The organism is Bacillus sp. BB51/4 (assembly GCF_008368845.1).
Classification (GTDB): Bacteria; Bacillota; Bacilli; order Bacillales; family Bacillaceae_G; genus Bacillus_A; species Bacillus_A wiedmannii.
Map to the genome: position 1 here is coordinate 112,693 of NZ_QOSC01000013.1, position 12,730 is coordinate 125,422.

At 33.9% G+C, this 12,730-nt stretch carries 14 protein-coding genes and 1 pseudogene; 11 read left to right on the forward strand and 4 right to left on the reverse strand.

From position 1 onward, the window contains the following. Positions 1 to 33: 33 nt before the first annotated feature. Both DN392_RS17750 and DN392_RS17755 read left to right on the forward strand, forming a co-directional pair. Entirely contained in the window at positions 34 to 1,209 is a 1,176-nt protein-coding gene (locus DN392_RS17750) for an MFS transporter (RefSeq protein ID WP_016134213.1), read from the forward strand. A gap of 498 nt (positions 1,210 to 1,707) precedes the next feature. Beyond that, positions 1,708 to 2,070, forward strand: a complete 363-nt coding sequence (locus tag DN392_RS17755; protein WP_061671837.1) for a DUF805 domain-containing protein — start codon at positions 1,708 to 1,710, stop codon at positions 2,068 to 2,070. Between the two features lie 164 nt (positions 2,071 to 2,234). On the opposite strand, the gene DN392_RS17760 is transcribed toward DN392_RS17755, so the two are convergent. After that, on the reverse strand, positions 2,235 to 2,459 hold the full coding sequence (locus tag DN392_RS17760) for a hypothetical protein (RefSeq protein WP_000162604.1): 225 nt from the start codon (positions 2,457 to 2,459) through the stop codon (positions 2,235 to 2,237). Positions 2,460 to 2,543: 84 nt separating this feature from the next. Then, complete coding sequence (locus DN392_RS17765) at positions 2,544 to 2,891, reverse strand: DUF4257 domain-containing protein (protein WP_000426319.1); 348 nt, start codon at positions 2,889 to 2,891, stop codon at positions 2,544 to 2,546. A 196-nt stretch (positions 2,892 to 3,087) separates the two neighbouring features. Between DN392_RS17765 and DN392_RS17770 the strand changes: the two genes are divergently transcribed. The 6 genes and pseudogenes from DN392_RS17770 to DN392_RS17790 all read left to right on the forward strand — a co-directional run bounded on the left by DN392_RS17770 (position 3,088) and on the right by DN392_RS17790 (position 8,203). Beyond that, on the forward strand, positions 3,088 to 3,615 hold the full coding sequence (locus DN392_RS17770) for a DinB family protein (protein ID WP_001018111.1): 528 nt from the start codon (positions 3,088 to 3,090) through the stop codon (positions 3,613 to 3,615). Positions 3,616 to 3,797: 182 nt separating this feature from the next. Next, complete coding sequence (rsgA, locus tag DN392_RS17775) at positions 3,798 to 4,847, forward strand: ribosome small subunit-dependent GTPase A (protein WP_001073065.1); 1,050 nt, start codon at positions 3,798 to 3,800, stop codon at positions 4,845 to 4,847. A gap of 308 nt (positions 4,848 to 5,155) precedes the next feature. Continuing rightward, positions 5,156 to 6,094, forward strand: a pseudogene (locus DN392_RS31385) (HAMP domain-containing protein); the annotation flags it as partial. Between the two features lie 123 nt (positions 6,095 to 6,217). Next, positions 6,218 to 7,036 carry a methyl-accepting chemotaxis protein gene (locus tag DN392_RS31390; protein WP_412678040.1) on the forward strand — a complete coding sequence of 273 codons (819 nt, stop codon included), beginning with the start codon at positions 6,218 to 6,220 and terminating at the stop codon, positions 7,034 to 7,036. Between the two features lie 196 nt (positions 7,037 to 7,232). Continuing rightward, entirely contained in the window at positions 7,233 to 7,538 is a 306-nt protein-coding gene (locus tag DN392_RS17785; protein ID WP_000539573.1) for a hypothetical protein, read from the forward strand. 296 nt (positions 7,539 to 7,834) lie between these two features. Next, the gene (locus tag DN392_RS17790; RefSeq protein WP_000965083.1) at positions 7,835 to 8,203 is read left to right on the forward strand and encodes a DUF3979 family protein; all 369 of its coding nucleotides are present in this window, start codon (positions 7,835 to 7,837) and stop codon (positions 8,201 to 8,203) included. Between the two features lie 36 nt (positions 8,204 to 8,239). Here DN392_RS17790 and DN392_RS17795 read toward each other — a convergent pair whose 3' ends face one another. Then, on the reverse strand, positions 8,240 to 9,280 hold the full coding sequence (locus DN392_RS17795) for a YkvI family membrane protein (protein ID WP_088321516.1): 1,041 nt from the start codon (positions 9,278 to 9,280) through the stop codon (positions 8,240 to 8,242). 241 nt (positions 9,281 to 9,521) lie between these two features. Between DN392_RS17795 and DN392_RS17800 the strand changes: the two genes are divergently transcribed. From DN392_RS17800 to DN392_RS17810, 3 genes are all read left to right on the forward strand, one after another. Then, positions 9,522 to 9,965, forward strand: coding sequence for a Dps family protein (locus DN392_RS17800; protein ID WP_000105195.1), 444 nt, complete (start codon positions 9,522 to 9,524; stop codon positions 9,963 to 9,965). 107 nt (positions 9,966 to 10,072) lie between these two features. Then, positions 10,073 to 10,528: a DUF3939 domain-containing protein gene (locus DN392_RS17805; RefSeq protein ID WP_000488201.1), complete on the forward strand. Its 456-nt coding sequence runs from the start codon at positions 10,073 to 10,075 to the stop codon at positions 10,526 to 10,528. 207 nt (positions 10,529 to 10,735) lie between these two features. Further along, entirely contained in the window at positions 10,736 to 11,680 is a 945-nt protein-coding gene (locus DN392_RS17810; protein WP_088321515.1) for an alpha/beta hydrolase, read from the forward strand. A gap of 45 nt (positions 11,681 to 11,725) precedes the next feature. Here DN392_RS17810 and DN392_RS17815 read toward each other — a convergent pair whose 3' ends face one another. Then, the gene (locus tag DN392_RS17815) at positions 11,726 to 12,727 is read right to left on the reverse strand and encodes an LLM class flavin-dependent oxidoreductase (RefSeq protein ID WP_000594048.1); all 1,002 of its coding nucleotides are present in this window, start codon (positions 12,725 to 12,727) and stop codon (positions 11,726 to 11,728) included. Positions 12,728 to 12,730: the final 3 nt, after the last annotated feature.

Here is a 12,730-nt window from a genome sequence, read left to right on the forward strand (position 1 = left end):
TTCCCTCTTTTTATATAAAAGGAGAAGATTTAAATGAAAAGAGTACTAGCTGTATTCTTTACGATAATGTTTATGATTGGTACAGATACTTTCTTAATTTCACCACTTTTACCGACATTACAACAGGTATATCATGTTTCAACTGAGTTGTCAGGGTGGATGGTAAGTTCATATGCTTTAGGATACGCTGGATTTGCACTTATTGCTGGTCCTATATCAGATGGCTTAAACAGAAAAAAAGTGATGGTAATAGGAATGAGTTTTTTTGCGTTAAGTACGTTTTTATGTGGAATGGCACCGGGTTTTCTATGGATGCTAGCATTTAGATTTTTAGCAGGTGTAAGTGCAGCCTTTGTATCTCCACAAGTGTGGGCATCTATTCCGCTCCTTATAGAGAAGGAGCAAATTGTAAAGGCGATTGGGATTGCAACAGCAGGGTTATCAATCTCTCAAATTTTAGGTCTACCAGTAGGGTCGTATTTAGCAATGATACACTATACTACACCATTCTTCGTCATTGGTATATTATCAGCACTACTTGTCATTCTTATTTATGTAGTATTACCAGAAATACAACCGGTTCATATAGGTGGAAATAAAACAAATATCTTAAAACGCTATAAACAATTACTTACAGATTCAAAGGTTTCACTTTCTTATTTTGCATATTTTGTTTTTCAAACTGGTAATTTTGCTGCATTTTCATTCTTTGGCGTATGGCTTTCCATTCAATTTGGCTTACAAATTCATGAAATAGGAACAGCTATGCTCATATTAGGATTAGGGAATTTAACTGGGAATATTTTTGGTCCTAGAATCGTAAATAAAATTGGTTATAACCTTTCTTTCTATGGCGGCATTCTATTTACAGCAGTGCTATATGTATTACTTCCTCATGTAAAGAACATTATATTTGTGGAGTTATTATTCTTTGTTTTATTTTTTGTGACAGGAATTTTGTTTGTATTGATGATGAGGCACTTACAAAACATGTCCAGTGTAGCAAGAGGAACAGGAGCAGCTCTTGCTAATGCTTCGATGTATATTGGTCAAATGATAGGAGCGGCAATAGCAGGACTGCTATTTGCTGCATCTCACAATTTTATATTTGTAGGTAGTTTTACTGCTTTCCTATATGTAGTTGCTTTATTATTGTTTAGAAAAAGTGAAAAACTTACTGAAAATCATGAAACAGGAATTGCGTCATAAAGCCTGTTCAAATAAAAAATAGCTGTATTTCTTCGGTTGAGGTGACATCAAATAAAACGAGTACAAGAAGTGCAGTTAGTGTAGCAATGAAAATGTCAGTTGAAAACCAAATATGAAATATATTAAATCAATATTAGAAGAGTAATAATACACGAAGTAGTTTTTAAGTGCAGAAGCTACAGAAAGTAGAGAAATAGTGTATAGGCATTGTAACAAAGTTATGGAGAATCCAAAAATAAAAATCCCTACAAAGATAGGGATTTATATATCGGCATATAGTTCCTTGGAAAAGGATATATGTAGTTTAACATATAGGACTACTTATATTTGTGAAATAGATGTGAAAGTAATGTGAAAAATGCTGAAAGAAAAAACTATTTTAATAGAGGATAATTTAGATTAGGATATGGATTTTACATAAATGCTGTGTTATATTTCTACTTATCTGTTAATAATTGCATGTTTTAATTTTATTGGGGATAAAAGGGAGAGGTTTAAATGCAATGGTATTTGAAAGCTCTAAAGAATTATGGGAATTTTAGTGGTAGAGCTACGCGAAAAGAGTACTGGACTTTTAGTTTATCGAATATCGTAATTTTTTGGTTACTGTTATTTTTATCATCATTTTCAGAGGTGTTAGTTGCTATTATTGCGTTGCTATTTATGTTAGTAATGATTATACCAAGTTTTTCGGTTGGTGCACGACGATTGCATGATATTGGGAAAACAGGATGGTGGCAACTATTAAATTTCGTACCGTTTGGTAGCGTTGTTTTACTTGTATTTTTTATCATTGAAAGTGAAGAAAGTGACAATCAATACGGACCAAATCCGCATTCAGATTTAAAAGAAGCGATTTAATAAACCTATTATTAAAATGGTTTGCACGGGCTAATATTATTAAGTGGATCTCTAGGCCTATATGACTTTTGAAACTGTAAAAATGGGAAGAATAAAGGCAGAGAGAATATAGCATGGCAAGAAGAAAAAATTCTAAATAAAAAGCACTGTTTTAGCTAATGTAACTAAAACAGTGCTTTTCTCTTTGATTGAACTGTTGCTGCATTTTCATCATGTATGCCTGCATCTTTAATAATTCGTTGTTTTGCTTTATTTAATAGATGGTCTACTGCTTCACCAAAATAATTAGCTTCGCTTTTTGTGCGGGCTTCTCGTAAACATTTATAGTTTTCTAGCAGTTCCTCTTTTTCAGTGTTTGTTAAGAAATCTTCTATTTTCTTTTTTGTCATACGAAACACCCTTTCTTCTGACAAACGACGCAATAGAAAATATTTATTGTTTATTATAGCAATAATTTTTAAAGAAAGTATAGACTAACGTCGTAATAATTTGTCAATTTCTTGAATCTTCTCATCAGCTTTCCCAATTTGTGAATTTTTAGCCTGCTCACCACCAAGCGCTTGGTGCAGTAAGAAAGTCTGACCGGAAATAGCAGTCACAATGGATACTTTTATAATTTCTTTTATTAAGGTGACATCGAATAAAACGAGTCCAAGAAGTGCAGCTAAGCTACCAGTGAAAATATCAGTCAAAAACCCAAAGTGGAAAAAAGTTTTCAAACGGCGTGGAAGCAATAACTTGCCTTGGTTATTGATAAGATGGGAAACGAAACCGGTAATGCCACCAACGAGAACAGCAGTTAGCCATTGATACATTTCCATCGAATCCACTCCTTTTAGTGAATAAGATTCGATTCTTTTATATTGATTCCTTTTAATATTTCATAGAAGCATATTGAGAAAGTTTGTTTGGGTTTATTACGTATTCAATTTAATTATAACAGAAAAATCTGATATATTTAAGTCTATTATATGAAGCGGTTATTCCTTAATATGAATGTAGAAAGAGGTGCGTGATATGAATATAGATTATCGAATAAGAAGTGTAGATGGTTATACAAAAAATATAGGGGAATTAGTAAGCATGCTGGAGCATACGAGGGCTGTAACATTACAGGAAATAAACGATCTATCTGTTGAGCAATTAGATTTCATTATGACGAGTGGAGGGAATTCCATCGGAGCGTTACTAAAGCATATAGCAGCTATAGAAAAAGCCCATCAACTTATTTCATTTCAAGAGCGCGACTTTACAAAAGAAGAATTAGAAATATGGGAAGACGGACTGTATTTAGGGGAAGCGGGGAGAACAATCCGTGGTAATGAAATACAGTATTATGTACAACTTCTACAAAGTGTTCGAGAAGAATCTCTGAAGTATTTGAGTGAACAAGATGATGAATGGCTTATGTCAGAAAGAAAGTGGCCTAACGGTGTAGTGCATAACCAACACTATCTGTGGTTTCATGTGCTAGAAGATGAGGTTAGTCACCGTGGACAAATTAGAATGATGAAAAATAAAATATTTGAAAATTGCGTTAAATAAGGTAGCTTTTTAAATAAATATTCCATATAATGAGAGTAATTAAAATGAGAACGGAGTGATGTTTTATGGCGAAAATAACGTATATGAATCATAAACCAAATACAAAGGTGGATGGAAAGGGCGAGACTGTATAAGTGAGCGCACGATCCTTCCGCTTAGCTTAAACTAGGGAGGATATCAATTTGAATCAAAATATTTTAGAATCATTCGGCTGGGATTCTTTTTTTGAAGAACAAGCTGTAGAGAACTTTGAAGTAGGGCGTATTTTACTAGAGCATAAACATATATATCGAATTATTTGTAATGATGGTGAATATATGGCAGAGCTGTCTGGAAAGTTTCGGCATGAAGCAGTAACGAAGGGAGATTATCCAGCGGTTGGTGATTGGGTGTATATAAAGAAAATAGAGAATGAAAAGAAAGCAATTATTCATCGTATTTTTCAAAGAAGAAGCTCTTTTTCTAGACAAGAGGCTGGTAATCGAACGGAAGAACAAGTAATAGCAGCAAATGTAGATTATCTATTTTTAGTAAATGCGCTTAACCATGATTTTAACGTAAGAAGAATAGAACGTTATTTACTATTAGCGTATGAAAGTGGTGCAATGCCTGTTATTGTTTTAACAAAGAGTAGCTTATGTGAAGACGTGGAACAGAAAATTGTTGAAACGGAAGCTGTGGCAATTGGTGTTCCGATCTTCGTCGTTGATAGTTTAAAGCATACTGGTATTGAATCGTTGCAGCAATTTGTTTCTTCAGGAAAAACAATTGCTTTAGTCGGGTCATCGGGGGTTGGAAAATCCACTTTGTTAAATGCACTCATAGGACTTGAAGTAGCAAAAACGGGAGATATTCGTGAGGAAGATAGTAAAGGAAGGCATACGACAACTCATCGTGAATTGTTCCGATTACCGAGTGGTGGTTTAGTTATTGATACTCCGGGTATGAGGGAGCTACAGCTTTGGGAAGGAAGCGATGCAATTCAAACAACATTTTCTGATATTGAAGAATTAGCAAAAACGTGCCGTTTTAGGGATTGTAAACATGAAAATGAGCCAGGGTGCGCAGTGCATAATGCAATTGATAACGGAATTATTACGATAAATCGTTTGCAAAGCTATAAAAAATTACAAAGAGAACTGGCGTATTTTATGAGAAAACAAGATGCTATTCTTGCGAGAGCAGAGCGTGATAAGTGGAAAAAGATTTCTAAACAGCATAAAAAAATATGAAAAGCCAAAGGGTGGTTCCCTTTGGCTTTTTTTGCATTTGTAAATTTTATAATAATATTATTCAAATATATAGACAAAGGGAATTTAATTGTTTAAACTTTACAAGGTATTCATCGTAATAGATTATGAAAATAATAATTTAGGGATGGGGAATGTTTACAACTCGCTAGATTTAACTATTGAAATTGAAAAGCAGGAGGTTTGTAATGGGTAGACTATTAAATTGGTTTCGTGATATGAAAGTAGCAAAAAAACTGCTAATTTCGTTTTTTGTCATTTTAATTGCGGCTGTCTCTATTATTGGAGGCATGTCTTATCAAACAGCTAAAAAGAATTTTGAATCACAAATTACGAGCAGTGCTCACGACAATATAAAAATATTAGATAATTTAATCAATCAAATGATTGAGGCGAAATTTAACGATGTAAATAATTTTGCACGAGTGATTCAAGGTAATATGTATCAAGGGGATAATCAAGATGAATTAAGAAAAATGTTATCTCAATATATTAATTTGAATAAAGATGTTGAACAAGTATACGTTGGTGGGAATGATAAGAAATTTGTGCAAGAACCAAATATACAAATGGCAGCAGACTATGATCCAACAGAACGTTCTTGGTATAAAGATGCAGTGGCAAAACAAGGGGGTATTGTCGTTACTGAGCCGTATAAGGCGCAAGGAAATGGACATATTGTCGTAACAATTGCAAAACAAGCAGAAGATAAAAACGGTGTTGTAGCAATAGATTTAAGTTTAGATAATTTATTAAAAACAACAAAGTTAATCAATATCGGTAAAAAGGGATATGCTTTCATTTTAGATGGAAAACAAAAAATAATTGCACATCCTCAAGAAAAATCTGGGGAAAAAGCAGCTGATTCTTGGGCGAAGAAAATTTATGAGGATAACCATGGTGCTTTTTCATATATGTATGATGGCAGCGAAAAACAAATGGTATTTGCTACAAATGTAAAAACAGGTTGGAAAATCGGTGGAACGATGTACTCAAATGAAATAATTGAAGCTGCGCAGCCTGTATTTTATAATATGTTAATTGTTATGTTCATTTCATTAGTTATAGGCGGAGCACTTATTTATTTTGTGACACTTTCTATAACGAAGCCATTAAAAAGATTAGTTGCCACTTCTAAAGAAATAAGTGAGGGAGATTTAACGCAAACAATCGAGATTCATTCTAATGATGAAATTGGCCAACTTGCAAAAGGATTCAATGAGATGACAGATGCATTGCGAACGTTAATTGGAAGAATTAATACTTCGGCTGGACATGTTGCAGCATCATCAGAAGAGCTAACGGCAAGTGTAAGACAAGCGAGTGAAGCGACTGAGCAAATTACAATGGCAATGGATGAAATATCGAGCGGGGCAACAACGCAAACAACGAGCGTAGAAAATGGTGCAATGTTATTATTTGATGTAACAGAAGGAATTCAGCATGTAGCAAATAGTTCATCATCAATTAGTACCGCTTCTGCTCATACTCGTGAAAAAGCAGAAGATGGCGGGAAACTAGTCGGAAAAACAGTAAATCAAATGCAGTCTATTGCAGAATCTGTTTCACAATCAGATGAAGTTATACAGTTGCTAAATAATAAATCAAAACAAATTGGTGACATACTAGAAGTCATTCAAAATATTGCAGATCAAACGAATCTTCTAGCTTTGAATGCGGCAATTGAAGCTGCAAGAGCAGGAGAGCACGGAAGAGGATTTGCAATTGTTGCAGATGAAGTACGTAAATTGGCGGAGAAGTCTAGTGTATCTTCTAGTGAAATTAGTAAATTAATATGTGAAATACAAGATGACATGAGTAAGACGGTAAAATCTATGGGGCATGTAAATGAAGAAGTTCAATCTGGACTTGTTATTGCGAATGAAACGAAGCAAAACTTTACTGAGATTTTACTATCTACAAATGAAATTGCAGATCAAATTAAAACGATGGTTGAAACGGCTAATGGGATGTCAAGAGGTGCAAATGAAGTGTCTATTTCAGTAGGTCAAATTGCAATGACAGCACAGAACAATGCGACGAGTACTCAAAACGTTGCAGCATCAGCAGAAGAACAACTAGCGTCCATTGAGGAGATTAGTTCGGCGGCTGGTACATTATCTCAAATGGCTGAAGAGTTACAAGGGTTAATTGAAAGATTTAAAGTGTAACAGAGGACAGACTACTCCAAAATAGCAGTATGCGATTTTGGAGTAGTCTGTTTTTATTATGTAACATGGAATGGGATAGAGAGTATTTTTATGATGTTTAAAGGTATATCATGTATAATATTTGTCGAAAAATAGAGGTATTTGTTTGCTTTGTGTATAATTATAATCGTATAAAATGCAAATAAAGGAGATTACTATGGGAGTTTATTGGGGTACCAAAAGACATTCTTGGCTTAGTTATGTCTCATTTTGGTTAAGTATTTCATTTTTTATTGTCTTTTTAATTGAAGTGTTTATTTTAAAAACACTTTCGAATAGTTCGGTGCAAATTGTTAAATATTTTTATTTTATACTTGTACCAGTAAACATCTTTCTTAGTTTAAAGTTACTCTTTAAGAAGAATGAAAAGAAAGCATTACCTATTTTTAGTTTCATTGTATCATTATTATTTACAATTTTAATACTAGTATTAGCGTTAGTAGCTACGGGGAAATTCTTTTAAGGGGAGTGATAAAAGTCACTCTTCTTTTTTGTTATTGTAAGGAAATACTAAGCGGAGGATGGACAAAGAGTGCATTTACTTATGTTTGATATGATTGGAAAGCGTTAGAAGCATATTAAGAAATATAATGAGAGACAATTCATATAATAATGAAGAGAATCAGGTGTTTTACATGCAATTATGAAGCAAATGAATACGGTAAAAATGACGATATATGGTACAATACATATGGATAGTGATAGAGATAAAGGGTATATAAAATACTCATCGTTTTTTAGTAAGAGAGGGGTTATCTTATGCTATACGAGGATTTGATGACATTATTTCAAGCAGCTCCGAAAGAAGAAGGTAGAGGCGGCTGGAAATATATAATCCAGGAACGAAATGATAAATATGAAATTGTTGATGAACTGTTGAAAAATCAAATGAGTGTTGAATTGTATTTTAATGAATATGATGAGGTGAAAATCACTTTATATAAAGATGGAATGCCTATTTCTACTATGCAAAGAATTGCGATTTCAAAAGTTGAATTAGACGAAGAGGAAGAAGGAATTCAATTCGTTTTAGAGCGTATGCCTAGTCGGATGATTCGGTTGCAATTAAAGCCATATTTAGCACTCGAAATGGGGCCGTACTGGGAAGTATGCGATGATTGTGAATGAACATAAAAGAAGCATCCGATAACATGGATGCTTCTTTTATGTTTTTTGAAGTTGTTTAAAAGCAATAATTGGCAGTAAAATGATGCTGACCCATCCAGTTATAGGATATAGAATGTGGAGTAATTCACTGTAACCAATGTAACTAAAGCAATAACTAATTAGTAAAATGAAGAAAATAATATTGTTACTTTTCCATCCGGTGATGGATTGCATTTGTTTTGTCATTCCGAACACATTACCAACTAAAGTTGTGAACACTTCACCGAAAATGATAAGAACAAAGAAAAAGTGAAAAGTTGCATTGAATTTTCTTATGACTTCAGCCATTGGGATATTATATTGATAAAATTGATCGACTGATAAAATAGCTAAATGGCTACATAATAAAATTAAAGAAAGTCCTGCACCGCCTAAAATACCGCCCCATAAAATGGCCTTTCGATCCTTTACTTCACTGGCTAACGGGACGAGAACGCTTTGGGCGAGAGAAAGATTTAAGGCGACATATGTAATAGGACTAGTAATCCACTTCATATTCCAGCTTTCTGCAGGAATAGTGTCACTAATAGGAGTTGTACCGTGAAAAAAAGTTGTAATAGCAAGTCCGATAATAAAAATCATCATAATAGGTACGACAAGTGTATTAACTTCAAAAACCCCTTGTAATCCGCGACTACCTATAATCAGACAGGCGATCAATATAATGAAAATACCAAGTTGTCTTGGTAAACGAAGTTGCTCTTCAAATACCGCCCCAGCTCCTGATAACATAACGCTCGTTACACCAAATAATACGAGTAATAATAGTGTGTTTACAACATTGCCAAATACATCCCCAAATAAATATTTGTTAAATTCTTGTGCTGAAAATGCACCGATTTGTGATGAAAGTAACATCATCTTTGTGCCAAGCCAAATAAAAAAAAATCCACTTACACATATGCCAATTGTTCCATATAATCCGTTCACTGTAAAAAATTCAACGATTTCTCGTCCAGTAGCAAATCCAGCTCCAACGACTGTTCCAATATAAGTAGCAGCGACCTTCTTTGCTACTTGCCATTGTTGATTGTCCATGTTATCCCTCTTTCTACTACGATGAGCTTGATTTACTATTATGCATATGTATGAGCTTGGACAATTAGACGTATGAAGTGTTTGAAAACATACATGAATTAAAAGATATTAGGGAAGTATTAAAGGTGTTAAAACTTTGTTACATATGAGCCAATCGTTCGAAAGGATAGGAAATGTATGGTAACATGTAACTAGGTTATGAAAAGATAAACATTATGAAATGATAAGAGGAGTGGATTGTATGAGTACGAAAACAAATGTTGTTGAAGTATTAAACAAGCAGGTAGCAAACTGGAATGTGTTATATGTAAAACTACATAATTATCACTGGTATGTGACAGGACCACACTTCTTTACGTTACATGAGAAATTTGAAGAGTTTTACAATGAAGCTGGAACAAATATTGATGAATTAGCAGAACGTATTTTAGCGTTGGAAGGTAAACCGCTAGCGACAATGAAAGAATATCTTGCAACATCTAGTGTGAGTGAAGGGACAAGCAAGGAATCTGCAGAAGAAATGGTGCAAACATTAGTGAATGATTACTCTGCACTTATTCAAGAATTAAAAGAAGGTATGGAAGTTGCTGGCGAAGCTGGCGATGAAACATCAGCAGACATGTTGTTAGCGATTCATACAACATTAGAACAACATGTATGGATGCTAAGTGCGTTCTTAAAATAAATATAAGTATATTAAGAAAAAAGTCGTTGAAAAATTCGTTCAATGGCTTTTTTTGTCATTTTTCAGTTTTCTTTTATGCTATAATATAGTAAAAAGGAGGCGATGCAATGTTTCGCTTTTTCAGAACTGGAAAAGAAGAGCGTGAAATTACGAAAGATGAATTAGAACAAGCGATGGCTAAGTTTCTAGAAACGAATGCTAATATCGTTTATACAGTATTAGTAAATGATGATTATACAGTAAATTATGATTTGTTAAAGCCGTATTTACTTGCATTTCCAACAAATAGTTTTCTTATTACGAAGGAAACGCTTGAGGTATTTGAACATACAGAAGAAAATCTAAACCTAGTTAAAGAAATTGATATCGTACAAAAAGCAGTAGATCAGTACGTAACAGAAAAAGAAATGTTTCCACTTGTTGAAGGTAGTGAAGAGCGTCTTATATGCGGGATAAAATTAGGACCATATTTGAAGCGTATATTAAAAAGAGACCTATATATTTCAGAAAAACATTATTTAGTTTCAAGTAAACCGGACAGAAAAAAACAAAAGAGTGGGTAGATGTATTGAGAACAACAATAAATATATTGTTGTCTTTTTTTGTTTTTAAAAATATTGATTTTTCTGTTTATTAAACTTTATACTAAACTTATTGGACGAAGAGAAGTAATGATTAAGTATTGTTAGCGTGAGTTATATACAGTGATTACAGAATGGTATAAAGGTTTGAGAAATAAATATTATAAAAGATTACGGGGGAATGGGTGTATGGAAAATAGTATGACTTACATTCAATTATTAAATGAAACGTTACATTGTTACACAAATAAAGGGAGTTTGGAAGCGTACACTTATATAATGGAGCATGCTAAAGGTGTAGTGGGGAATAAAGCGCAAATATATAATTTTAAATATGCGCTAGCGAGTGCAGCGGGGCTTGAAGAAGAAGCGTTACAGATAATGAAGGAAGCTATTATGGACAATGGATTTTGGTACGGAAATGAGTATTTAATTTCGGACGATGATTTAACACCACTACATAAATTTGAAGAGTTTCATAAAATGGTTCAATTATGTAAAGAAAGAGAAGAATTAGCAAAGAAAACAGAACGAGCAGACGTGAAATATTTAGACAGCAATAAAGAAGGAAAACTATTCATTGCAATGCACGGGGATCAAGAAAATATAGAAATAATAGAACCATATTGGAAATCTGTTTTGACACAAGATTATACGTTAGCTTTACCACAATCTTCGCAAATTCAGTTTTCAGATGGATTTGTTTGGGACGATATACATAGAGGGAAAGAAGAATTAAAAGAGCATTACGTTACGTTTATAGAAAATCATACAGTAGAAAGTGTAATAATTGGTGGTTTTTCTGCTGGCGCAAGAGTAGCTTTGTATACAATTTTACAAAAAGATATAGATGTAGATGGTTTTATTTTTGTGGCGCCGTGGCTTCCAGAGATTGAAGAATGGAATGAGTTGTTGGGAGTGCTACAGAATAAAAATATAAAGGGATATATAGTGTGCGGGGATCAAGATGAAGATTGTTTCGAATGTACGCAGCAATTTGTACAATTATTAAGAGATAAGAATATAGAATATGAGTTTAAAGTTGTACCCAATTTAAATCATGATTATCCTAAGGGTTTTGATGAACTATTAAAAGAAGCTATTGAATATTTAGACGACAAAAATAATAAGTAGTAAAAAAGGGAGATACATCATAATTGATGTATCTCCCTTTTGTCATTATAAATGAAAAGCATTTGCTAGTAAGCGATAAGAATTCAATTTATCTTCAAATCGATGAGTAATTGTGACAATCATAAATTCATCAGTATTGTACGCTTTGCTTAAGTTTACGATTTGTTCTTTCACAGAAGATGGATCACCGACGATCATACGTTGACGATTTTCTTTTATACGGAATAAATCATAAGCGCTGTATGAATAATTTTGTGCAGTTTCGATAGAAGGAGTACCAGTTGTACGCTTTCCTTGTTCTAGTAATAAGATTGATAAATCTAAACTAGAAGCAATTTTTTCCGCCTCTTCATTCGTTTCTCCGCAAATAACAAAAATAGAGACGATTGATTTTGGTTTATCTCCTAAATAAGAAGGTTGGAACTGTTCTTGATAAGCATTCATTACTTCAGGGCCACCGTATCCGTTAATGAACTGTGCGAATGCAAAAGAAGCACCTTGTTTTGCGGCAATCATTGCACTCTCTCCGCTAGAACCAAGCATCCACATCTCGGGAGATGTTGGAATGACAGGAGTAGCCTTTAAATTTGCATAATGATGGTTTTCTGGTACTTGATCATGTAAGTACATTGCAACATCTGCAATTTGTTCTGGGTATTGATCAAGTGAGACCATTTTGCCTTCTTGAAGTGCGCGAGTTGCAATGGGCATACCACCAGGTGCTCTGCCGACACCAAGATCAATACGATTTGGATAAAGCGCTTCTAAAACACGGAAATTCTCAGCCACTTTATATGGGCTATAGTGTGGCAACATAACACCACCTGAACCCACTCTCATACGATCTGTTTTTGCTGCAATATGTGAAATAAGTATTTCAGGACTTGAACCAGCAAGGCTGACAGAGTTGTGATGCTCAGATACCCAAAAACGTGTGAATCCTAATTTTTCAACTTCTTGTGCAAGTGTAACTGTATGTGAAAAAGCTTGGGCTGCTGTACTACCATCTGAAATAGGGGATTGGTCTAACACACTTAATTTGATCATAGA